Source organism: Bacillus toyonensis BCT-7112 (genome assembly GCF_000496285.1).
Lineage (GTDB): Bacteria > Bacillota > Bacilli > Bacillales > Bacillaceae_G > Bacillus_A > Bacillus_A toyonensis.
Genome location: NC_022781.1, coordinates 781,767 through 806,789, shown reverse-complemented (window position 1 = coordinate 806,789; position 25,023 = coordinate 781,767). Strand labels below are relative to the sequence as shown.

18 protein-coding genes and 3 pseudogenes are annotated in these 25,023 nt (G+C 35.0%); 19 read left to right on the top strand and 2 right to left on the bottom strand.

All coding sequences use genetic code 11. From position 1 onward, the window contains the following. The first annotated feature begins 10 nt into the window (after positions 1 to 10). The 6 genes from BTOYO_RS04050 (at position 11) to BTOYO_RS04025 (ending at position 8,689) form a co-directional block, all read left to right on the top strand. The gene (locus BTOYO_RS04050) at positions 11 to 688 is read left to right on the top strand and encodes a response regulator transcription factor (protein ID WP_001044679.1); all 678 of its coding nucleotides are present in this window, start codon (positions 11 to 13) and stop codon (positions 686 to 688) included. A gap of 203 nt (positions 689 to 891) precedes the next feature. Beyond that, the gene (locus tag BTOYO_RS04045; protein WP_000542629.1) at positions 892 to 2,133 is read left to right on the top strand and encodes a S1C family serine protease; all 1,242 of its coding nucleotides are present in this window, start codon (positions 892 to 894) and stop codon (positions 2,131 to 2,133) included. 79 nt (positions 2,134 to 2,212) lie between these two features. Then, positions 2,213 to 2,626 carry a CoA-binding protein gene (locus tag BTOYO_RS04040; protein ID WP_000151385.1) on the top strand — a complete coding sequence of 138 codons (414 nt, stop codon included), beginning with the start codon at positions 2,213 to 2,215 and terminating at the stop codon, positions 2,624 to 2,626. Between the two features lie 374 nt (positions 2,627 to 3,000). Beyond that, positions 3,001 to 4,965: a DNA topoisomerase IV subunit B gene (gene parE, locus BTOYO_RS04035; protein WP_001062195.1), complete on the top strand. Its 1,965-nt coding sequence runs from the start codon at positions 3,001 to 3,003 to the stop codon at positions 4,963 to 4,965. Between the two features lies 1 nt (position 4,966). Continuing rightward, entirely contained in the window at positions 4,967 to 7,390 is a 2,424-nt protein-coding gene (gene parC, locus BTOYO_RS04030; RefSeq protein ID WP_001147488.1) for a DNA topoisomerase IV subunit A, read from the top strand. Between the two features lie 267 nt (positions 7,391 to 7,657). Beyond that, entirely contained in the window at positions 7,658 to 8,689 is a 1,032-nt protein-coding gene (locus tag BTOYO_RS04025) for an oxidoreductase (RefSeq protein WP_000719742.1), read from the top strand. A gap of 25 nt (positions 8,690 to 8,714) precedes the next feature. Here the strand turns inward: BTOYO_RS04025 and BTOYO_RS04020 are convergent, their stop codons facing one another. Beyond that, positions 8,715 to 9,308, bottom strand: a complete 594-nt coding sequence (locus BTOYO_RS04020) for a TetR/AcrR family transcriptional regulator (RefSeq protein WP_001013009.1) — start codon at positions 9,306 to 9,308, stop codon at positions 8,715 to 8,717. 164 nt (positions 9,309 to 9,472) lie between these two features. Between BTOYO_RS04020 and BTOYO_RS04015 the strand changes: the two genes are divergently transcribed. From BTOYO_RS04015 to BTOYO_RS03970, 10 genes and pseudogenes are all read left to right on the top strand, one after another. Continuing rightward, positions 9,473 to 10,366 (top strand): ABC transporter ATP-binding protein, encoded by an 894-nt coding sequence (locus BTOYO_RS04015; protein ID WP_000626560.1) that lies wholly within the window; start codon positions 9,473 to 9,475, stop codon positions 10,364 to 10,366. Continuing rightward, the gene (locus tag BTOYO_RS04010) at positions 10,359 to 11,165 is read left to right on the top strand and encodes an ABC transporter permease subunit (RefSeq protein WP_001041420.1); all 807 of its coding nucleotides are present in this window, start codon (positions 10,359 to 10,361) and stop codon (positions 11,163 to 11,165) included. Before BTOYO_RS04015 ends, BTOYO_RS04010 begins: the two co-directional genes overlap by 8 nt. Positions 11,166 to 11,360: 195 nt before the next feature. Next, positions 11,361 to 11,893, top strand: a pseudogene (locus tag BTOYO_RS04005) (RNA polymerase sigma factor). 12 nt (positions 11,894 to 11,905) lie between these two features. Further along, complete coding sequence (locus BTOYO_RS04000; protein ID WP_000376643.1) at positions 11,906 to 12,904, top strand: ECF-type sigma factor negative effector; 999 nt, start codon at positions 11,906 to 11,908, stop codon at positions 12,902 to 12,904. Positions 12,905 to 12,921: 17 nt separating this feature from the next. Beyond that, positions 12,922 to 13,959, top strand: a complete 1,038-nt coding sequence (locus tag BTOYO_RS03995) for an LCP family protein (protein ID WP_000526735.1) — start codon at positions 12,922 to 12,924, stop codon at positions 13,957 to 13,959. Between the two features lie 22 nt (positions 13,960 to 13,981). Continuing rightward, positions 13,982 to 14,200, top strand: a pseudogene (locus BTOYO_RS03990) (C4-dicarboxylate ABC transporter); the annotation flags it as partial. A 347-nt stretch (positions 14,201 to 14,547) separates the two neighbouring features. Then, entirely contained in the window at positions 14,548 to 16,251 is a 1,704-nt protein-coding gene (locus BTOYO_RS03985; protein ID WP_000730158.1) for a peptide ABC transporter substrate-binding protein, read from the top strand. 304 nt (positions 16,252 to 16,555) lie between these two features. Further along, the gene (locus tag BTOYO_RS03980; RefSeq protein ID WP_000823482.1) at positions 16,556 to 18,271 is read left to right on the top strand and encodes a peptide ABC transporter substrate-binding protein; all 1,716 of its coding nucleotides are present in this window, start codon (positions 16,556 to 16,558) and stop codon (positions 18,269 to 18,271) included. Between the two features lie 444 nt (positions 18,272 to 18,715). Continuing rightward, a complete protein-coding gene (locus tag BTOYO_RS03975) occupies positions 18,716 to 20,410 on the top strand; it encodes a peptide ABC transporter substrate-binding protein (RefSeq protein WP_000823458.1) in 1,695 nt (564 codons plus the stop codon). 82 nt (positions 20,411 to 20,492) lie between these two features. Then, positions 20,493 to 21,212 (top strand): class I SAM-dependent methyltransferase, encoded by a 720-nt coding sequence (locus tag BTOYO_RS03970; RefSeq protein WP_000440863.1) that lies wholly within the window; start codon positions 20,493 to 20,495, stop codon positions 21,210 to 21,212. Positions 21,213 to 21,252: 40 nt separating this feature from the next. Here BTOYO_RS03970 and BTOYO_RS03965 read toward each other — a convergent pair whose 3' ends face one another. Continuing rightward, positions 21,253 to 21,645 carry a hypothetical protein gene (locus BTOYO_RS03965; protein ID WP_000555013.1) on the bottom strand — a complete coding sequence of 131 codons (393 nt, stop codon included), beginning with the start codon at positions 21,643 to 21,645 and terminating at the stop codon, positions 21,253 to 21,255. Between the two features lie 136 nt (positions 21,646 to 21,781). Between BTOYO_RS03965 and BTOYO_RS03960 the strand changes: the two genes are divergently transcribed. From BTOYO_RS03960 to BTOYO_RS03950, 3 genes and pseudogenes are all read left to right on the top strand, one after another. Further along, positions 21,782 to 22,117 carry a hypothetical protein gene (locus BTOYO_RS03960; protein ID WP_000842915.1) on the top strand — a complete coding sequence of 112 codons (336 nt, stop codon included), beginning with the start codon at positions 21,782 to 21,784 and terminating at the stop codon, positions 22,115 to 22,117. Between the two features lie 160 nt (positions 22,118 to 22,277). Next, positions 22,278 to 22,610: pseudogene (locus tag BTOYO_RS03955) on the top strand (VOC family protein). A 257-nt stretch (positions 22,611 to 22,867) separates the two neighbouring features. Then, positions 22,868 to 24,967: a vWA domain-containing protein gene (locus tag BTOYO_RS03950; RefSeq protein ID WP_000702105.1), complete on the top strand. Its 2,100-nt coding sequence runs from the start codon at positions 22,868 to 22,870 to the stop codon at positions 24,965 to 24,967. The last annotated feature ends 56 nt before the right edge of the window (positions 24,968 to 25,023 follow it).

Genomic DNA, 25,023 nt, shown 5'->3' with positions numbered 1-25,023 from the left:
GATAGATTATATGAATAAAACAGTATTACTTGTTGAAGACGAAAGAAGATTACGTGAAATTGTTAGTGATTATTTTCGTAATGAAGGCTTTGAAGTGATTGAAGCAGAAGATGGAAAAAAAGCGCTAGAGTTATTTGCAGAGCATGAAATTGATTTAATTATGTTAGATATTATGTTACCAGAAATAGATGGATGGTCTGTTTGTAGACGAATTAGAAAAGAATCAGCAGTACCAATTATTATGCTAACAGCACGTTCGGATGAGGATGATACATTGCTAGGTTTCGAATTAGGTGCAGACGAGTATGTAACGAAACCATTTAGCCCGAAAGTGTTAGTAGCTCGCGCGAAGACGTTATTGAAACGTGCGGATGGTGCGGTAGGAGTAGCGGAGGAAAATGCTATGTCTTTAGCCGGAATAGAAGTGAATCGTCTATCTAGAACTGTTTTAGTAGATGGAGAAGAAATTATATTGACGCATAAAGAATTTGAACTTCTTGTTTATTTAATGGAGAACAAAGGAATTGTGTTGTCACGTCAACATTTATTAGATCAGTTATGGGGATATGATTACTACGGTGATGACCGAACGGTTGATACGCATATTAAAAAATTGCGAAATAAGCTAGGAGATAAAGCGAAGCATATCGGTACTGTTATTCGAGTTGGTTATAAATTCGAAGAATAATCTGGAATGACTTGTGCACTTTAGCCTGGGAATTTAGCAATTTTATATCCTCTTTTTGAAGGTAGAATGTTCAAAAAATAATTTTCTTGTCTACAATGGTAGATAGGAGTATTTTTTTAATTGGATTTCACGATGAGTTCACAAGAAGGACACAAAACGTGACTATACTGAAAATACGAATTCACCAGAGAGGGGAAATAAAAATGGGATATTACGACGGACCAAATTTGAATGAAGAGCATAGTGAAACGAGAGAAGTGAAAAAATCAGGAAGTAAAAAAGGTTATTTCTTCACAGGTTTAGTGGGAGCTGTAGTCGGGGCGGTTTCGATTAGTTTTGCAGCACCTTATATGCCATGGGTGCAAAATAATGGAGCGGCAGTTTCATCATTCAATTCTAATAAACAAGTAGAAGGTACTGTAGTTCCTGTTGTCAATAAATCAAAAAACGAAACTGATTTGCCAGGTATGGTTGAAGGTGCGAAAGATGTTGTTGTAGGTGTTATTAATATGCAACAAAGTGTCGATCCATTTGCAATGCAACCGACAGGTCAAGAACAACAAGCTGGTTCAGGATCAGGTGTTATTTATAAAAAAGCAGGAAATAAAGCATATATCGTAACGAACAACCACGTAGTAGATGGAGCGAATAAACTTGCTGTGAAACTAAGTGATGGAAAGCAAGTTGATGCAAAACTAGTTGGTAAGGATCCTTGGTTAGACTTAGCTGTTGTTGAAATTGACGGATCTAATGTAAATAAAGTTGCAAGTCTAGGTGATTCCAGTAAACTTCGTGCTGGTGAAAAAGCGATTGCAATTGGAAACCCACTTGGATTTGATGGCAGTGTAACGGAAGGTATAATCAGTAGTAAAGAACGCGAAATTCCAGTTGATATTGATGGGGACAAACGCCCAGATTGGCAAGCACAAGTTATTCAAACAGATGCAGCGATTAACCCTGGTAATAGTGGTGGTGCATTATTTAACCAAAACGGTGAAGTAATCGGTATTAATTCGAGTAAAATTGCGCAGCAAGAAGTTGAAGGAATCGGATTTGCAATTCCGATTAATATTGCAAAACCAGTCATCGAATCGCTTGAAAAAGATGGAGTAGTGAAACGTCCAGCGCTTGGAGTAGGTGTCGTTTCATTAGAAGATGTGCAAACTTATGCAGTAAATCAGCTGAAAGTGCCAAAAGAAGTAACAAATGGCGTTGTATTAGGTAAAATCTATCCAATATCACCGGCAGAAAAAGCAGGTTTAGAGCAATATGATCTTGTAGTAGCATTAGATAATCAAAAGGTAGAGAATGCTCTTCAATTCCGTAAATATTTATATGAAAAGAAAAAAGTTGGCGAGAAAGTAGAAGTTACATTCTATCGCAATGGTCAAAAAATGACGAAATCAGCTACGTTAGCAGATAATTCAGCTACTAAGAATCAATAATCGGAATAAAAGAAAGTCTCTTTCATGTTGAAAGAGACTTTCTTTATCGGATATACTAAAGGAATAGGAGGGACTAATTATGACAATTGAAAACCCAACTCGTACGGAAATTGGTGAAGTATTGAAGAAAAGTAAAACGATTGCGGTTGTTGGATTATCAGATAAACCAGAACGTACATCGTATATGGTTTCAAAAGCGATGCAAGATGCAGGGTACCGCATTATACCGGTAAATCCAACAGTTGATGAAGTACTTGGAGAAAAGGCAGTTCCTTCACTGGCGGATATTAAAGAACATGTTGATATCGTAAACGTATTCCGCCGTTCAGAATTTTTAATGGGTGTTGCGAAAGAGTTTGTAGAGATTGATGCAGATGTTTTTTGGGCACAACTAGGAGTACAAGATGAAGATACGTATAAACTTTTAAAAGAAAAAGACTATACTGTAATAATGGACCGTTGTATTAAAGTAGAACATGCGATGACAAAATAGTATAGATTTTAAAGATAGAAAGATTGATTCAGCCCTCGTTATAGATAAGTAGGGCCGATGAACGAGGTGTTCATCATGAGATTTTTTAAAGGCTGTTTTTGGGGATTGTTACTTGTTATCCCGTTTTGGATATTGATCATTTGGATCATGATAAAGGTTTGGAATGTGTAATCTTGGAATACATATCCATTTCTCGTTGACAAACGATTATTTTTCTGAAATAGTAGCCTAGAGGAATCCTTGTGAAAAAACAAGGATTTTTCTATTGAAAATGGTATATAAAAGAGATAAGATAACTTGCCAAAACTATAGTCGAGGCGTTATTCTATAATAGAAACATATGTTCTGATTTGATTAGGAAAGGGGCAAGGAGTTTGGCGAAGCATCAGTTCCAATACAATGAAGATGCAATTCAAGTGTTAGAAGGACTTGAAGCCGTTCGAAAACGCCCGGGTATGTATATCGGGAGTACGGATAGCCGTGGATTGCATCATTTAGTATATGAAATAGTAGATAACTCCGTTGACGAAGCGTTAGCGGGATTTGGCGACGAAATTTCTGTCGTAATACATAAAGATAATAGTATTAGCGTTATTGATAAAGGGCGAGGAATGCCTACGGGAATGCATAAACTTGGGAAACCTACACCTGAAGTTATTTTAACTGTACTTCATGCAGGTGGTAAGTTTGGTCAAGGTGGCTATAAAACGAGTGGTGGTTTACATGGTGTTGGGGCATCAGTTGTAAACGCCTTGTCAGAATGGTTAGTAGTAACAATTAAACGTGATGGTAACATTTATGAACAACGCTTTGAAAATGGTGGCGTTCCTGCAACGACGTTAGAGAAAATCGGGAAAACAAAAGAGTCTGGTACGACAATGCACTTCAAACCAGATACAACGATTTTCAGTACGACAAATTACAATTATGAAACATTATGTGAGAGATTACGTGAATCTGCATTCTTATTAAAAGGAATGAAAATCTCGATAAAAGACGAACGTAATGATTTAGAAGATATATTTCATTATGAAACAGGAATTGAAGCTTTCGTTTCATACTTAAACGAAGAAAAAGATTCAATTCATCCAGTTGTATATTTCACTGGTGAACAAAATGGGATTGAAGCAGAACTAGCATTCCAGTTTAATGATGGTTACTCAGAAAATATTCTTTCGTTTGTAAACAACGTACGTACAAAAGATGGTGGAACACACGAAGCTGGATTTAAAACAGCGATGACACGTGTGTTTAATGAGTATGCTCGTAAAGTTTCATTATTAAAAGAAAAAGATAAAAACTTAGAAGGTACAGATATTCGTGAAGGTGTAGCGGCTATCGTTTCTGTACGTGTACCAGAAGAAGTACTGCAGTTTGAAGGACAAACGAAAGGGAAACTGGGTACAAGTGAAGCTCGTTCTTCTATTGATGCAATTGTATCAGAGCATTTAGCTTACTTTTTAGAAGAAAACCCGGATGTAGCTACACTTCTTGTAAGAAAGGCAGTTAAAGCAGCGCAAGCACGTGAGGCTGCTCGTAAAGCGAGAGAAGAAGCACGTAGTGGTAAGAAAAAGAAAAAATCAGAAGGTACTTTAAGCGGGAAGTTAACACCTGCACAATCACGTAACCCTCAAAAAAACGAATTGTATTTAGTAGAGGGTGACTCGGCCGGCGGTTCAGCAAAGCAAGGGCGAGATCGTCGTTTTCAAGCGGTACTACCGTTGCGTGGTAAAGTAATTAACACGGAGAAAGCAAAGCTTGCTGATATTTTTAAGAATGAAGAGATTAATACAATTATTTATGCAATTGGCGGCGGAGTAGGAAATGAATTCGCTGTTGAAGATATTAACTACGATAAAGTTGTTATTATGACCGATGCAGATACGGATGGAGCTCATATTCAAGTATTGTTATTAACTTTCTTCTACAGATATATGAAACCACTTATCGAAGCTGGTAAAGTATTTATTGCACTTCCACCTTTATATAAAGTAAGTAAAGGGAAAGGGAAAAGTGAAGTAATTGAATATGCATGGTCTGATGAAGAATTAGATGGTGTAACGAAAAAGGTCGGTAAAGGTTATATGTTGCAGCGCTATAAAGGACTTGGTGAAATGAATGCAGATCAGTTATGGGAAACGACGATGAACCCTGAAACGCGTACATTAATCCGAGTGAAAATTGATGATGCAGCAAGAGCAGAGCGCCGCGTTACGACATTAATGGGTGATAAAGTAGAACCGCGCCGTAAATGGATTGAGCGTAATGTACAATTTGGTATGCAAGAAGAAGGAAATATTTTAGAAAACGAAATGATTATGGAGACGGAGGTGGAATAACATGCAGGCAGAGAAGTTTCATGACCTCCCGCTTGAAGACGTGTTAGGTGACCGCTTTGCACGTTATAGTAAATATATAATTCAAGACCGCGCGCTTCCAGATGCGCGTGACGGTTTAAAGCCAGTACAAAGACGTATATTATATTCTATGTATGTAGAAGGAAACGTACATGATAAAGCGTTTCGTAAATCAGCTAAAACAGTTGGTAACGTTATTGGTAATTACCATCCACATGGTGATTCCTCTGTATATGAGGCGATGGTACGTTTAAGTCAAACTTGGAAAGTACGTAATGTTTTAGTTGAAATGCATGGTAATAATGGTAGTGTTGATGGTGATCCAGCAGCGGCAATGCGTTATACAGAAGCCCGTTTATCACCAATCGCATCAGAGTTATTACGTGATCTCGATAAAGAAACAGTAGAATTCGTTTCAAACTTTGATGATACGAGTGAAGAACCAGTTGTATTACCTGCAATGTTCCCGAACTTATTAGTGAACGGTTCTACAGGGATTTCTGCTGGTTATGCAACAGAAATTCCACCGCATCATCTTGGAGAAGTAATTGATGCTACAATGATGCGTATCGATCAACCGAATAGTTCTGTGGATGACTTGTTAGCGGTTATTAAAGGACCAGATTTCCCTACAGGTGGTATTATTCAAGGGATAGATGGCATTAAAAAAGCATATGAAACAGGTAAAGGTAAAATTATTATTCGCGGAAAAGCAGAGGTTGAAACGATTCGTGGTGGAAAGCAACAAATCGTTATTACAGAAATTCCGTATGAAGTAAATAAAGCAAATCTTGTTAAAAAAATGGATGAATTACGTCTAGATAAAAAATTAGATGGCATTGCTGAAGTGCGTGATGAAACAGATCGTACAGGTCTCCGCATCGTTGTAGAATTAAAAAAAGAAGCAAATGCTGAAGGTATTTTAAACTATTTATATAAAAATACAGATTTACAAATTCCATATAACTTTAATATGGTAGCGATAAATAATCGTCGTCCAACACTTATGACATTACCTAAAATTTTGGATGCGTATATTGGCCATCAAAAAGAAGTTGTTACGAGACGCTCACAATATGAATTAAGAAAAGCAGAAAATCGCCAACATATTGTAGAAGGTTTAAAGAAAGCATTATCAATTTTAGATGAAGTGATTGAAACGATTCGAGGGTCTAAAGATAAACGTAATGCGAAAGATAATTTAAGCGCACGATTTGGATTTACAGAAGCTCAGTCAGAAGCAATTGTTTCACTGCAACTATATCGTTTAACGAATACGGATATTACTGCGCTAGAGCAAGAAGCAGCTGAACTTAATAAGAAAATTATAGAGTTACAGGCGATTTTACAAAGTGAAAAAAGACTTCTTCAAGTTATTAAAACAGATTTGAAGAGAGTAAAGAAAACATATAGTGATGATCGTCGTGCGATAATTGAAGAGGAAATTGAAGAAATTAAAATCGATGTGGAAGTTATGATTCCGCAAGAAGATGTCATCGTTACTGTAACGAAAGAAGGATATGTGAAACGAACTGGTTGGCGTTCGCATAATGCATCGAACGGGAAAGACTTCGGTATGAAAGAGGGTGACATCTTACTTGAGCGTTTCGATACCAACACGACAGAAACCGTTCTTTTATTTACGAACAAAGGAAATTATATTTATCTTCCTGTATATGAAATGCCGGAAATTCGTTGGAAAGATTTAGGTCAGCACGTTGCAAATATTGTTTCACTTGACCGAGATGAAACAATTATTTGGGCAACTGTCATACCGAACTTTGAGGAAGAAAAACGATTTATCGTATTTGTAACGCGGAATGGTATGATTAAGAAGACGGAATTAAATCAATATAAAGTTCAGCGCTATTCAAGGGCATTCGTTGCTGTAAACTTGAAAAAAGATGATGAAGTTGTTGATATATTTGCGACAGATGGAACGAGTGATATCGTTCTTGCGACACATGGTGCATATGCACTGATTTTCCATGAAGATGAAGTAAGTCCAGTTGGTGTAAGAGCTGCTGGTGTAAAAGCGATTAATTTAAAAGAAGATGACTATGTCGCTTCTGGTAAACCGTTAAATGGTGACAAAGATCAACTTATTCTCGTAACGCAACGCGGTGCTATAAAGCGTTTAAAAGCATCAGAAATTGAAAAGTCAACGAGAGCGAAGCGAGGTCTTGTTATTTTCAAAGAGTTAAAACGTAATCCATACCGTATTGTAGGTATTGAAATTGTACGAGACGATGAACTAGTTTACATGAAGACAGAGAAAAATATTGTAGAAGAGGTTGATCCGAAAGCGTATCGAAACAAAGACCGGTATAGTAATGGTAGTTTAGTACTAGATGTTAATGATACTGGTGAAGTAGTAGAAACGTGGACGAAGAAAAGACCGGAATAAAGGAAGCATCTTGCTATGAATAATAGCGAGATGCTTTTTTCTAAGCGAATTATTATGTATATGAAAATAATCTTGTTATAATAGTGAAATGAAATCGTTCTCATAAAGTGAAACTTTAATCAGTGAGGGGCTTTATTCCCTACTGATTATTAGTTGAACTAATCGGGCTTTTACGGACAGTAAGGCCCTCACCTAACTTTTTAGTTTTCGCTGAATTTTGAGGAGGGATCTTACTGTCCGTTAGTGCGGGATAATTGGAGGGGCAACATGAAAAAAATAGGTGTAGGGATTGTAGGATTTGGATTTTCTAGTACAACATTTCACATCCCGCTATTACAAACGATAGAAGAATATGATATTCGAGCTATTTTATCTTCAAAAGAAGAAGTAGTGAAACAAACTTTACCAAATGCTGCTGTTGTTGACACAATTGATGAATTAGTAAAGCGATCTGATATTGAACTAGTTGTCATTACTTCACCGAATACAACTCATTTTCCATATGTAAAAGAAGCGATTTTACATGGTAAGCATGTTGTAGTGGAAAAACCATTTGTTGTTTCAATTGAAGAAGGGGAAGAACTTATCTCATTAGCAAAGCAGTATAATGTGATGTTAAGTGTATATCATAATCGTCGTTTTGATAATGATTTCCTAACAATTAAGAAATTGTTAGAAGAAAATAGAATAGGAAATGTATACGCATATGAAGCGCATTTTGATCGTTTCCGTCCACATGTACGCGATCGATGGAGAGAAAAGAATTTACCAGGTTCAGGTATATTATATGATTTAGGATCGCATTTAATTGACCAAGCGCTATCATTATTCGGAAAACCAGATGCGATAAGCGCAGATGTAATAAAACAAAGGCCAGGTGCGGAGATTGATGACTATTTCCACGTAATACTTCATTATGGAGTTAAGCGTGTCATTTTACGTAGTAGCAGTTACGTGAAACAAGCAGGACCGCATTTTACATTACATGGGGACAAAGGTTCTATCGTGAAATACGGTATGGATTCGCAGGAAGAACAATTAAAAAATGGAATGAAGCCAGGCGATATAGGTTATGGGGTAGATGCTGAAGAGAATTTTGCTACTTTAGAAACAGAAGAAACTTTAAATCGTATTTCAACAGAAGTCGGTTGCTATGACATGTACTATAAAGGTGTAAGAGATAGTATATTAAATGGTGAGAAACTACCTGTAACAGCGCAAGATGGTTTAAATGTTATTAAACTAATTCAATTAGCGGTTGAAAGTAGTGAAACGGGTAGAGTCATTTCGGTAAAATAAAAAAGACACGAATTTCGTGTCTTTTTTATTTTGTTGGAACAGAAAGGCCGTAAAAGAACATCGTAACGATATCTTGTATATGTTTTTCTCGATCTCCTTCAAGAAGCTGTGCCCCGAAATCATCACCTAACTTAGTAAACATTTGAATGTAAAGTAACATCATTTCTTTCGTAAGGTGTGGATTAATTTCGTTTTTACGCTGAGCTCGTTCTAATATTTCTAAATACCAGGGAAGGATTTTTTCATTTTGATAACTATAAATAAACTTACGGAGTTCTTCGTCCCTTTGCATCATTTGTAGTAACATATCAGGTTGAAATAACCCGCCAGTATTCATTTTTCTTACAATCATTTTTTGCATCATATCATGAAAAGGTAATTTTTCTTCTGCAAGCCCTTTATAATATTGAAATTCAGATATGATAAATTCTTGTATAAGCTCCCTAAATAACGCATCTTTACTTCCGAAATGATTATAAATTGTAACTTGAGAAACGTTTGCTTCTTTTGCAATATGTTCTATTTTTACTTCATTAAATCCACGTTCTGAAAATAATACGAAGGCCGCCTCTTTAATGGCGCGTTTTTTCTTTTCTTTCACTTTTTCAAAGCCGTTCAATGTAATCACCTCACTTAAAATATACAAGAAAAAATAATGGAAAACAATATTTTTGAAATATGGACTAATAAATATTTCAAAAAGTTGTTGCGAATATGAAAGATGAGGAGTACAATAATTTTGAAATATCATATATTAAATATTTCAAAAAATGAGGTGGACTTATGATTTCAGTTCAAGATGTTACAAAACAGTTTTCGAATGGAAAAGGTTTGTTTCATATTACATTTGATGTAAAAGAGGGAGAAGTATTTGGTTATTTAGGACCGAATGGTGCCGGAAAATCAACGACAATTCGTAATTTAATGGGATTTATAAAACCGACAGCTGGTAAAGCGACAATTTTTGGATTAGATTGTTGGAATGAAGCAGCGAAAATTCAAAGGGAAGTTGGTTATTTACCGGGTGAAATTTCTTTTATTGACGGAATGAACGGATTAGAGTTTTTAAAATTAATGCAAGGAATGCGTGGATTAAAGGATACGAAAAGACGAGATGAACTGATAGATCGTCTGCAATTTGATGTGAAAACACCGATTCGCAAAATGTCTAAAGGAATGAAGCAAAAAGTAGGGATAGTCGCTGCATTTATGCACGATCCAGAGGTGTTAATTTTAGATGAACCAACATCTGGACTTGATCCACTGATGCAGCAAGTATTTATAGAACTAATAGTAGAGGAAAAACAAAGAGGAAAAACGATTCTTATGTCTTCACATATTTTTACTGAAATTGAGAGAACTTGTGACAGAGTAGCTATTATTAAAGATGGTCGACTCGTAACAGTTGAAAATATTCATGATTTACAAAGTATGAGACGACAGGTAATAGATGTAACTGTATCATCGCAAGAAGAAATTGAATCTCTTACAAAGTGTAATTTGCAATTTGAAGCGGTAAAAGGCAGAGAGGCATCTATTATTGTACAAGGAAACTATCAAACTGTTTTACAAACACTTTCAAACTATAATGTAACGGCACTTCAAACGAGAGCGATGGATTTAGAACATTTATTTATGCATTATTACGATAAGAAAGAAGGGGTAACGCATGAATAAGCAATTGTTTTTAGCTAGTTTGAAAGAAACACAAAAAAGTATTTTTAGTTATGCGATTGGTGCGGCTCTCTATTTATGGTTATTAATTTGGATATTCCCATCAATGGTATCAGCGAAAGGATTAAATGAATTAATAAGTGCTATGCCTGATAGTGTGAAAAAAATTGTTGGTATGGAAAGTCCGATTCAAAACGTAATGGATTTTTTAGCTGGGGAGTATTACAGTCTATTGTTTATTATCATTTTAACAATTTTTTGCGTAACAGTTGCGACACATTTAATTGCGCGTCATGTAGATAAAGGAGCGATGGCATACTTGCTAGCAACGCCTGTATCCAGAGTGAAAATTGCTATTACGCAAGCTACTGTTCTCATATTGGGGCTACTTATCATTGTAATTGTCACGTATGTAGCAGGTATAGTAGGAGCAGAATGGTTTTTAAAAGATAATAATTTAAATAAAGAATTATTTTTGAAGATTAATGTAGTCGGAGGGCTCATATTTTTAGTCGTTAGTGCATATTCATTTTTCTTTTCTTGTATATGTAATGATGAAAGAAAGGCACTTAGTTATTCAGCAAGTTTAACTATATTATTTTTCGTACTAGATATGGTAGGGAAATTAAGTGATAAGTTAGAGTGGATGAAAAGCCTATCTTTATTTACGCTGTTTCGTCCGAAAGAAATTGCTGAAGGAACATATAATATATGGCCGGTAAGTTTAGGTTTAACCGTTGGGGCAGTTTGCATCTTTTTGTTAGCAATAGTTATGTTTAGAAAGAGAGATTTACCGTTATAAAGTAGCAAGTCCACTGTGAAAGTGGACTTTTTTGTTTGTAAATTTGAACCGATATGTTCATTGTGTGCCACCATAAAAAGGATATTTATCTTTTTATTTACAAAAATATTCGAAAAAATGAACCTTTTTATAGGCTACGCAGTCTAATACGTGTAAAGTTAAATTTGAAGTGAGGATGAAACAGGAGGAGCAATTGTGAAAGTAATCCCTTTATATAAAATGATTGTAAAAGAAGAAACGGATGTTTCCTTAGCGAAAAAAGGTGATCATGAAGCCTTTATGGCGCTTATACATACGGAGAAAGTGAAGATGTATCGCATTGCAAAGGCGATGTTACATGATGAGACAAACATAGAGGATGCGATACAGACAACAATTTTAAAAGCTTATGAAAATATAAAAAAACTAAAAAAGAAGCGTTTTTTCAAACTTGGTTAATTCGAATTTTAATAAATGAGTGTAACAATATAATTAAGTCATATAAAAAACTAATTATAATCGAGGATCATGATAGTAGTATGGTAGCGTTCGACCGATATAAAGATATTGATCTTTGTAATGCCATTCAGTCTTTAACGGAAGAATTAAGAGCTGTAACTGTACTTTATTATTATGAAGATATGAATCAAGAGAGTATTGCGTCCCTTTTAGAAATTCCAAAAGGGACGGTTAAGTCAAGGTTGTCACGTGCAAGGGAACTATTAGAAGAGCGATTAAAGATGGAATAGGGGGTGTATAGAATGGATAGTGAAAAATCATTTGATGAGAAATTAAAAAAGAGAATAAAAGATGAAAATGTTATTTTACCGCCAAAGTTAAATGGAAAGATTAATGATACACTGCATAATCTTCCAGTAAAAAAGAAGAGTTACAGAGTTCATATGATGGTAATTAGTGCCGCGGTTCTAGCGCTTTCTATTGTTTCTATGTCTGAATTTTCTATACAAAGCTTTGCACAAAATGGTGGAGTATTTGAATATGTGAAGAAAAAGGCGTTTTCTGATTATGAAAATGAAGAAGAAATAAAATTGAATGTAAATTATCCAGATAAGGAAAAAATTCATATAAAGATGTTGGATTCAATTGATCATTTTAAAAATATTTCAGGACAATTTGAGGAATATTCTAGCTCTACAAGAATGGCTACAACATACAAGTATGCGATTGATACGGAGAAACAAAGAGGCATTGCATCTCAAGAAGATAAACGATTGAAAAAAAGAACGATTATATATAACGAGGGTAGAAAAAAAGAGTTTGATGATGAGAACTATACATATAAAGAGTCAAAATGGAGCCCAGAGGAAAGAAATAATGAACTATTAAAACTAAATCCTACGGAAAGATTGTTGAGAAAATCAGGTGAGAGGAGACGGTATGATGGCGAATATGTGGGATTGGCTAAGCATAGTATTCAATCAGAATTCGCAGATTTGTTAATTCGATATAAAGATTGGAATTATAAAGAAACGAAATATCTAGGACTCGATTGTTACAAAATTGAAGGGGTAATAAATATAGAGATGCCTATTAGCGCCTCTGAAGATGTAAGAGGGAAATTTGAAATGGTTGTGGAGAAAAACACAGGGGTTATGTTAAAGTTTCTTAGTTTTCATGAAGGTATGATTCAATATTCAGTTACTACCGAATGGATACAAATAGATAAAGGGCTGAAAGAAAGTATGTTTCAAAAGGATAGCACGAAATATGAAAAAATGAAAAATATATTGGATGAATAGAAACAGGAGGAGAATAAATGGGGAATCATTCGTCTTCAAGAGAAGAGAAAAATAAGCGGAAATATAAAAAGACAACGATAATAAGTTTACTACTAGGAGTATTACTATTTGGCGGGGGTGGATATGGCACCTATGTATATATGAAAACTTCTAATCTTGTACAAAAATCTAATTTGAATTTAGCGCGTGGTGAAAAATCAAATTTACGTGAGAAAGCAGTAAAACCAATTGCAAACAATGTTTCACTTTTAATTATGGGCATTGATGAAAATCAAGAACGTCAAAAGGAGTATAGTGGTGCATTTCATACAGATGCGTTATTGCTGGCAACTTTTAATAAAGATGATAAGACAGTGAAATTAACAAGTATACCACGTGATACGTATACATATGTCCCGATTGAAAAGAAAAAGGATAAAATAACGCATGCATATGGAAGAGGGCTTGTTAAAAATGGTAAAGATGGAGGGCCACAAGCATCTGTTGAAGCAGTAGAAAAATTGTTACAAGTCCCCGTTGATTATTTTGTGAAGTTTAATTTTAGCTCATTTATTAAAATTGTTGATGGATTAGATGGTATTGAAATAGATGTCCCAGTTGAATTTACAGAACAAAATAGTAAAGATGAACCTGATGCGATTCATTTGAAAAAAGGACTACAAAAATTAACAGGAGAAGAAGCACTTGCGCTGGCAAGAACGCGTCATATTGACAGTGATGCAATGAGAGGGCAACGTCAACAACTTGTTATTGAAGCGATGTTAAATAAATTAAAAAGCGCGGGTTCGATTACAAAACTAGAGAAAATGGTTGAGGCGGTTGATGGTGATTTTAAAACAAATTTAGCCATGGATGATATTTTATCTTTTTATAAATATGGTTTAAATGGTTCAGTTGAAAAGACTCAATTAGCTGGTGATGATCTTTATTTACCTAATGGCCCAAATGGACAACGTGTCTATTACTATAATCCTAATAAAAAAGACCTACAAAGTTTGAGTGATACTCTTAGAACACATCTAGGATTAAGTGCGAAGCAGATTGAGGAGAATTAAAGCAGACGAAATGTCTGCTTTTTTATTAGCATCTACTCTATCTGCAATGAATGTTATCTCATTAGAAGGGTTAGCGCTACTACTTGGGGGAGATCGTTTCATGTCAGAAGCACGTGCTATCGTTAATTTAATTGGTAACGGTATTGCGACTGTAGTTGTTGCAAAAAGTGAAAATGAGTTTGATGATGAGAAGTATAAGAGAGTGGTAGAGGAAATGAAAAGAGAAAAAATTGCCGGGTAAAAAAGTCAGTTTAGCTGACTTTTTTATTTTTGTAGAAAAGATGTTTTTAGATATATGCATTATTTATTAGCAATAATTAACAAGTATTCAAGCGGTAAATGAGATGAAAGTGATTAAATCAATGAATGTGTATAAAGGAGAAATAAGGTTTGAACAACTTATGGCATTTTTATGAATATTACTGTAAAAAAATAATTTTTTAAAAATTTTCAATAATAATACTTTACAAAAATTAAAAAATTAGTAGAATAAGAATTAGTAAGAATCGTCTGATAAATATATAAAGAAAAACAGAATTATCAGAAAATTCTTTAATAGCTATCGTTAAGAATTAGGGAGGGTACAAAATGAAAAAGAAACAAATGAAAAAACTAACAGCAGTTGTAGCACCAGTTTTAGCAATGAGCATGGCGTTAACAGCATGTTCTACATCAGGTGGAGATAAGAAGACAAGCACAAACTCTAGCTCTAGTGGAGATAGTAAATCTGAAGGAAAACTAGCAGCGAAACAAGTGCTAAATCGTACAGAAACAAATGAGATCCCAACAATGGATACTTCAAAAAATACAGATACATTAGGTTCTCAAATTTTAGGGAACACAATGGAAGGGTTATATCGATTAGATAAAGATAATAAACCAATCCCAGCTGCAGCAGAATCTAGCACAAAAAGTGAAGATGGTAAAAAATATACATTTAAACTACGTAAAGATGCAAAATGGTCAAATGGTGATCCTGTAACTGCAAAAGACTTTGCGTACGCTTGGCAACGATTATTAGATCCAAAAACAACTGCAGAATATGCGTTTATCGCATTCCCGATTAAAAATGCAGAGGCAATTAATAAAGGTGAAAAACCAGTAACTGAACTAGGAGTTAAGGCGGTAGATGACTATACATTAGAAGTTGAATTAGAACAAGCGGTACCATACTTCTTAAACTTAGTTGCGTTCCCATCGTACTACCCATTAAATGAGAAGTTTGTAAAAGAAAAAGGGGATAAATTCGGTTTAGAGTCTGATACAACAGTATATAACGGACCATTTGTTCTTACTGATTGGAAGCACGAGCAAGGCTGGAAACTAAAGAAAAATGATCAATATTGGGATAAAAAGACTGTAAAGTTAGATGAAATCAACTATAGTGTAGTAAAAGAAATAAATACAAAGGTCAACTTATTTGATACAGGTGCAATTGATTTCGCACTTCTATCAGGTGAATTCGTTGATAAATATAGAAATAACAAAGAGGAGTTTGGCACATACTCACAAGTAAGTACATACTTCTTACGTATGAACCAAAAACGTGGTGGACAAGATACACCATTAAAGAGTCAGAAATTACGTGAAGCAATCGCGCTTTCTATCGATAAGAAAAACCTAGCAAACGTTATTTTAAATGACGGATCTAAACCAGCTGACTTCTTAGTACCGAAAGGGTTAGCGACTGGACCAGACGGCAAAGACTTCCAAGAAACATTTAAAAATGGTATCAAACCAGATGCGAAAAAAGCTGCTGCTGCATGGGAAGAAGCGAAAAAAGAACTTGGTAAAGACCAAGTTACAATTGAGCTATTAAACTATGATACTGGTAATGCGAAAAAAGTAGGGGAATATGTAAAAGACCAAATTGAGAAAAATTTAAAAGGTGTAACAGTTAATATTAAACTTCAGCCATTCAAACAAAAACTAAAACTAGAAACAGAGCAAGATTATGATATATCATATGCTGGTTGGGGACCTGACTATGCTGACCCAATGACATTCTTAGATATGTTCCAGTCTAAACATTCTCATAACCAAATGAGCTTCGCTGATCCGAAGTATGATGATATGATCAAAAAAGCTGGCACTGAATTAATGGGTGACGCGAAGAAACGTTGGGAAGAGTTAGGGAAAGCTGAGAAATTACTTCTTGAGCAAGATGTAGCACTTGTACCTTTATACCAACGTGGTGATGCATATGTTCTAAAACAAAATATTAAAGGTATTGTAAAACATAATATCAGTCCGGAATATAGCTTTAAATGGGCATATGTTGCTGAAAAATAAAAGAATTGAAAAAGCATTTCAAAGTAGCTTAGCTACCTTGAAATGCTTTTTTGTATATTGGAAATTAAAATGTAAATTTGTAGTATAGCAAAATAGAGAAGAATAAGGAGTAAAGTATGTACATATGGTAGATGGGGGATAAATCATACTAAATTACGAAGTTTAAAATCAGAATATTTAAAATAAAACTATTTACAAATGTGAAAAAAAGAGTAGAATAACATTAGTTGTAATTTTCTGAAAAATATTTAACAAGGAGTCTCTCAAGGTTGGTAATGTACATATAATTAGGGAGGGTTAAAAAATGAAGAGAAAAAAAATGAAAAAATTAACAGCAGTTGTAGTACCAGTTTTAGCGATGAGTGTTGCATTGACAGCGTGCTCTAGTTCAGGTGGAGAAAAGAAAACGACTACTACATCTAATAGTGGGAAAGAAAAAACATCTGATATTAAATATGCAGCGAAGCAAGTATTGAATCGTACGGAAAATCAAGAAATTCCGACGATGGATACTTCTAAATCTACTGATACGTTAGGGGCACAAATTTTAGGAAACACGATGGAAGGCCTATATCGTCTTGATAAAGATAATAAGCCAATTCCTGCTGCGGCAGAATCTAGTACGAAAAGTGAAGATGGTAAAAAGTATACGTTTAAACTGCGAAAAGATGCAAAATGGTCGAATGGAGATCCTGTAACAGCGAAAGATTTCGTTTTCGCATGGCAGCGCTTACTTGATAAGAATACTGCGGCAGAATATGCATTTATTGCTTACTATATTAAAAATGCAGAAGCGATTAATAAAGGTGAAAAACCTATAACTGAATTAGGAGCGAAGGCGGTAGATGATTACACGCTAGAAGTAGAATTAGAAAAACCGGTACCGTATTTCTTAAATTTATTAGCATTCCCATCATACTATCCATTAAATGAAAAATTCGTAAAAGAAAAAGGCGATAAGTACGGTTTAGAAGCAGATACAACTGTATATAACGGGCCATTTGTTATGTCTTCATGGAAACATGAACAAGGTTGGCAGCTGAAGAAAAATGATAAGTACTGGGATAAAAAGACTGTGAAATTAGAAGAAATTAATTATAGTGTTGTAAAAGAAGTAGCTACAAAAGTAAATTTATATGATACAGGATCAATTGACTTTACATTACTATCAGGAGAATTTGTAGATAAATATAAATCGAATAAAGATGAGTACGGTGAGTATGCAGAATCAAGTACATTCTTCTTACGTTTAAATCAAAAACGTAACGGACAAGATACGCCATTAAAGAGCAAAAAGCTTCGTGAAGCAATTGCATTATCAGTCGATAAAAAAGGATTGGCGAATGTAATTTTAAATAATGGATCAAAAGCAACGGATCAATTGGTTCCGAAAGGGCTTGCGACAGGACCTGATGGAAAAGATTATCAAGATACATTTAAAAATGGTCTGAAATATGATCCGAAAAAAGGTGCAGCAGCTTGGGAAGAAGCGAAAAAAGAACTTGGAAAAGATCAAGTTACAATTGAATTACTAAGCTATGATGATGGAACTGCGAAAAAGATTGCTGATTATGTTAAAGATCAAATTGAGAAAAATTTAAAAGGTGTAACGATTAATACGAAAATTCAGCCGTTCAAACAAAAATTAAAATTAGAGACTGCACAAGATTATGAAATCTCTTATGCAGGTTGGAGTCCAGATTATGCGGATCCAATGACATTTATTGATATGTTTGAATCGAAGAGCCCGTATAACCAAATGAGTTATTCAAATCCAAAATACGATGAAATGGTAGGAAAAGCAGGTAATGAATTAATGAGTGATGCGAAAAAACGCTGGGAAACGTTAGGGAAAGCTGAAAAATTATTCCTTGAAGAAGATGCAGGATTAGTTCCTTTATATCAAACAGGAAGATCGTACGTAATGAAACCGAATGTAAAAGGAATCGTGAAACATAACATCAGTCCAGAATATAGCTTTAAGTGGGCGTATGTAACTGAGGATGGCGGAAAAAAATAAAGTGAAAGCATTTCAAAAGTGGCTGAGCTGCTTTTGAAATGCTTTTTAGTATGTATAAGGGAAATATATCTCGTTAGCCTATTGAGAAACGGGTAGGGAATTAGGAAGATTCTATCGGAGGACATTAGAGAGAGTTCAGTAAGTAGTAAGACAGATGAATGATAGTAAGAGATCTCATGCTAATAAGAAAAATATAGAACGTAGTAATAGAGTGGAATAAGGGGAGGGATGTTTACATATAGTAGACGGGGGATAATTCATAAAGTAGTTAAAACAACAAGTTACTATCACAAAAAAATAAATATTTAGAAAATTTACAAAAATACTTTACAAAACTCAGAAAAATAGTAGAATATTAATTAATAAGAATTTTCTGATAACGAAAGTTAATAGAGAATTTCTAAATGTTAATATCGTACATATAATTGGGGAGGGTACAAGAAAATGAAGAGAAAAAAGATGAAAAAATTGACAGCGGTCGTAGCACCAGTTTTAGTAATGAGTATGGCATTAACAGCTTGCTCTGGATCAGGGGAAAAAGATAAGGCAAGCACAACACCAAAAAGCGGTGAAAAAGAAGGCGGAAAATTAGCAGCGAAGCAAGTGTTGAATTTAACAGAGAGCCAAGAGATTCCATCTATGGATTCTGTTAAAGCGACAGACCAAGTATCGTTTCTTGCTTTAAACAACGTAATGGAAGGTTTATATCGACTGGATAAAGATAATAAAGCAACACCAGGGGTTGCTGAATCATATAAAAAGAGTGATGATGGTAAGAAGTATACATTTACATTAAATAAAAATGCAAAATGGTCAAATGGAGAGCCTGTAACAGCGAAAGATTTCGTATTTTCTTGGAAACGTGCTGTAGATAAAAATACAGCAGCGGAATATGCATACATTATGTTCGATGTAAAAAATGCAAAAGCAATTAATGAAGGAAAAGCAGCGCTTGATACGTTAGGTGTAAAAGCTGTAGATGACTATACGTTAGAAGTAGAATTAGAAAATGCAGTTCCTTACTTTGTTGAATTAACTTCATTCGGAACATTCTATCCACAAAATGAAAAATTCGTAAATGAAAAAGGTGCAAAATTCGGTTTAGAAGCAGATACAACATTATACAACGGACCATTTACATTAACAGACTGGAAACATGAAGAAGGTTGGAAATTAAAGAAAAACGCACAGTACTGGGATAATAAAACAGTTAAGTTAGAAGAAATCAACTTTAACGTAGTAAAAGATAGCGGTACACGTGTCAACTTATATGAAAGTGGACAGATTGACCGTTCAGGATTAGTATCTGAATTTGTTGACAAATATAAATCGAATCCAGATTTCTATACACAAAAAACACCATCAACGTTCTTCTTACGTTTAAATCAAAAACGTGGTGGTCAAGATACGGTGTTAAAGAACAAAGATTTACGTTTAGCAATTGCAAAGGCGTATGATAAAAAAGGTTTAACGAATGTTATTTTAAATGACGGATCTACACCTGCAGATTACTTAGTACCAAAAGAATTTGCTAAGAGTCCGGATGGAAAAGACTTCCGTAAAGAAAATGGAGATATTTTAAAAACGGATGTGAAAAAGGCAAAAGAGCATTGGGACAAAGCGAAAAAAGAGCTTGGAAAAGATCAAGTAACAATTGAGCTGCTAAACTATGATAGCGATAATGCGAAAAAAGTAGGGGAGTTCTTAAAAGGAGAGCTTGAGAAAAACTTACCAGGCTTAACAGTGAACTTGAAAAACCAGCCGTTTAAACAAAAATTAAAATTAGAATCAGATCTAGATTATGATTTATCTTACGCTGGTTGGGGACCTGACTACTTAGATCCAATGACATTCATTGATATGTTCGTTACAGATGGACCTCATAACCAAACTGGTTACTCAAATAAGAAATATGATGAAATTGTAGAAAAAGGTAAAGGTGAGCTATTAACGAAAACGAAAGAGCGTTGGGATAGCTTACTGAAAGCTGAGAAAATGTTACTTGAAGATGCAGCAATTGCACCATTATATCAACGTGGTGATGCAATTGTTCAAAGAGCGAAAGTAAAAGGAATTGTTCACCACCCAGTTGGTGGAGATTACAGCTACAAATGGGCATATATCGGTGAGGAAAAATAAGCTGAGGGGGCGCGTGATGCGCCCTTTTTTTATGCACTTTTCATTCTTCCTTGAATATATAAAATAAAAAAGGGAGAATCCCATGGAACGAAATACTTACATCGATTTCTTAGCTTATTACGGAATAGGAAGTGCTCATCCTGGTGGTTTTACGTTAACAAAACAATTGCTAGCACAACTGCCTCTTAGACAAGGAGCGGATGTCCTTGAGATAGGTTGTGGTACGGGGAAAACAGCGGCTTACATGACAAAAGAATTCGGTTATAAAGTAACAGCGATTGAAAAGAATGAAATTATGATTCAAAAAGCGAAAGATAGATGGTTGTTTGAAAGATTGAATGTACAATTGATTCAAGGTGATGCAGAGCGATTACCTTGTTTAAATGATTCATTTGAGTTTGTGCTTGGGGAATCGATACTCGCTTTTACAGATAAAGAAAGGGTTATATCAGAGTGCTATCGTGTATTACAGAAGGATGGTAAGCTTGTTGTCATTGAAATGATTATTAATACACATATTGAGAAGAGTGAGGAAGAAAAAATTGCCCAATTATATGGCATGAAAGAATTATTAACTGAGAATGAGTGGGTACAACTATTTCAGAAAGCAAATTTCAAAAGAATTACAATTGCTGGCGGTGGTACAATTGCAGAAACGATATCTAGCTATATAGAAGAGCCGGAATGGAATGTATCAACATATATTCCGAATGAGTTATATGAGGCATGGGTACAACATGAAAACGTACGACGTATGTACCAACATGTTTTAGGACACCGTATATTTATATGTGAAAAGTAGAGAAAAAGAGTTGGCTAAAGGTAGTCAACTCTTTACTATGTTAAATGAAAAATAATGCAGCTAAAGTAATTCCGAAGATGAAACCAAATCCAAGTTCAACGCCCCAGCCACAACCGCCACCCCAGCCGCCGCCACCACAATTACCGCAACCACGACCGCCACATCCACAGCTACTGAATCCACCACCGCAACCGAATCCGCAACTATCACATCTGCTAATGCCGCCGCAAAGATCACAACCACCGTTTGTATATGCATCATAGTATCCGAATCCTGTATCAAAAGATGAGCGCTGTTGCATTGGTTCGATCCATACAGATTCATTTGTCACATCGATTATTTTGCCTAAGTGAATGCGACCATCACGATCTTCAATTCGAACAACTTTACCGAAATAACGTCGGCACGTATCATAACATCTTTGTCTATGCATGTTCTGTCCTCCTTCCCCCTTACAGTAATACGATATGTAAGGGGGACAAGTGCGGCTTGTACGAATGACCTACCTATCATAATTGTTATATGAAAGGGGAAATATAAAGAAAGGATATAGTAAGGAGGGAAAGGCAATGAAATCTACAGATCAGTTTCAAACATACGAAGTACCGTGGAAAGAATTTATAGAAGCATTGCGAGATGAAATGAAGAAAAAAGTAGGAGCGGATATTATTGATACAGTAGTTTGCAATTTAGAAGATGGATTTGAAGTGTATACATATATACAGGGGGATTTAGAGTTTGAATATAAAGAAGCGCTTGAAAGAAAATACGGAAGTGATGCTAAGACTCCTAATTTGTTAACGATTATGCTATTAGCCAGCATTTATAATACGAGTGAAGCGAATATACGCTTACATGCAGATAACAAAGATAATCCAATTGTTGAAGTATATGTGAAGCAATGAAACACGCTGTGAAAGGCGTGTTTTTTATTTATTCCGCTATTTTTGGGCAGTAAAACTCCTACCAAAAAATTTGGCTGGAGCAAAAAAGTTAGGGGGAGCCAGACTGTCCGTAAACGCCCCACTGATCAAAGTTTTACTTTATATGATAAAGTATTAGAAAATTAGGCATCTTAATTTAACGGTTACAGATGTAGTAGCTACTAGAGAATTTTTAGAAAAATATTTTGGATTAATTTGAAGTGGAACGAGGGGAAATGGCTTTGCAGTTATGCGTGATAAGGATGGGTTTATACTAAATTTAATGAAAGGGAAAGAAGTTCAGTATCCTAAAACATTTCATGTAGGATTTCCGCAAGAAAATGAGGAACTAATAAATAAAATGAATCAAAGATTGAAGGAAGATGGATTTTTGGTTGAACCTCCTAAACATGCACATGCGTATACGTTTTATGTTGAAGCGCCTGGTGGATTTACAATTGAAGTAATGTGCTAATTAAAAAATCAAACTTTTTGTTGTGTGTTTTTAATATGAAAAGTAGGAAAAGTCTGTTTTAAGTATGAAGCTTAGACAGGCTTTTTTGCCTATATAATTGGATAGAAAATGCTATAAAGAATATTACCAAGTGTATATATATGTTTACATAATAAAGTTATGGTGGGTTAGTTGTCCTAAAATACAAGTCATATATCTTGTTTCCTCTCATAAATTTAAACATAGGAATTTGTCTACAAAGGTGGCGAAGCCTCATCATGAAAATTCGAATTTGTGCCACATTCATGTTGTTTCTATTTATATGGTTACATCCTTATTGGACTTTTGCAAAAGGAGAGGAGGCAAAGGAAAGGGTCGTTTCACTTGTATATGATGATTCGGGCAGCATGAGAAATAACGATCGCTGGAAATATGCCAATTACGCTTTGCAAAGTTTAGTTGCGCTATTAGATGAAAAAGATACATTTTCTTATGTTCCAATGAGCAAGCCGAATAATCCGTTAAACATTTCGTTAACGAAGGATAAAAGGCAAACAGAAATTGAAGGAATTGGAGCGTGGAAAACGTATTTAAATACTCCTTTTAGCGCAGTAGAGACGGCGATGCAATCTATAAAAAAGGAAGCAGATATAGATGGAAAACGTGAATTTTGGCTTATTGTATTAACTGACGGGGCATTTAATGATCTAGAAAAAGATAAAGTTGGCGGAAAAGAACAAATTACAAAGAAACTAACAGACTTTAAGAAAGAAATGGATGTAAAAAAGATATCTTTACATCCTATCTTAATTACGATGGAAGAGGATTTAGGGCAGCAAGAAAAAGAACAATTAAATACGTTTAAAGAAATATGGAAGAAAGAGATAAACGGAGTTACAATGCCGTCAAGCGGAGAGGATGGTATTGTAAAAAGTGTAAATCAAGTGGCAGCATTAGTTGCGAATCGTGATCCATTCTCCTCCGTTGAATCGATTGTAAAAACGAAAGTAGTAGGAAAGAAAGTAGAGATTACAACGCCGTTCCCATTAAAGCGTATGACACTTGTACGACAATCGCCTTCGCTGTCTAATTATCAGGTCACACAAATTTCGAAACCATTACAGTTACAGTCTTCTTTTTCCATACATGCACCCGGAGAAGCGAAATTATTCGGAAATATAGTTCATATAAGCACGGAAAATCAGGAAGTCATTAAACCAGGAACATATACGATAGAAGTGGATCGGGATATTGAGAAAGAAGGATTGCAAGTACTTGTTGAACCAGCGCTTAACTATACGGTTTCTACTTATGACAAAGATGATAATAGTCAAAAAAATGTTGAACAAATGTACGAAGGTGTTACTGCTGTTATTGAAGCAAAGCCTACTGAGTTACCAATTCAGTCTTCTTACTTTCAAGCAGAAGTAGAAATAGACGGAAAACAATATCCGATGAAGTGGAACGATAAGAGGCATGTGTTTTATTACGAAACGAAGATTGGTAAAGGGTTAGTACGTGGAAAAGTTCATATGAATATAAAGGGATTTTACAGACAGACGAAAGAATTCAAAATTGAAACAACAGAAAAGCCAAAATTATCACTTCAAACTGTTACGAAAGATTATGAAGAAAAAGTAACGAATTTAGAGAATAGTAAACCGTTTATTTTACAACCAAAGTTAGATGGTAAGCCGATGACAGAAGGGGCTGTAAAGAAACTATTAAAATCTACTGGTGTCACATCTAAACAATCAATCAACTATGAAATAAAACAACGTGGTAATCAAATTTACGTTTATCCTCGTCCTTATTACTCCGACACATTCAATTTCACAGATACTGGCACCGTCGAAGCTACCATCGTTATACAAGATGCGAAATTACAAGAAGTAAAGAAGCAAATATCACTCCATATTCAAAGTGCGCCGTTTTATGAAAAGTATGCGCTTATTTTTAAGTTTGTCATTCCTATCACTTTATTGCTGCTAGTAGTAGGCATAATCGTTTTAGGATGGATTGTTCGTCCAAGATTTCACCGGAAAGCACTATTGTATTACGAATGGGATCAAGAAGTAGCGAAAGATTGGTTATATCAATCTGAACCAGAATTACTTCGAAATAAATGGTGGAAACATTATTTTGGTATCCCATTTCGAGCAGAAAGAAAAACTGTGCAATCCGTTACGTTTATAGCGAAGAAAGGTTCGAAATCTGTCTTTGTAGCGAAAGAGTCACAAGTAGTAGGAATGATTATTGATGGGATGTTTATAACAGAGGAAGAAGTAGGAATGGAGCATAAGACACTATATCCAAATGAACTTTTATTAATTGATAGAGGATATGGTAAGGAGATTTACAAATATGAATGTGAATAGTAGGTAGGGATAAGAGGGGAGTCTTAGCTTTCTTTCCCTTTCTTTTTAAACAAGCA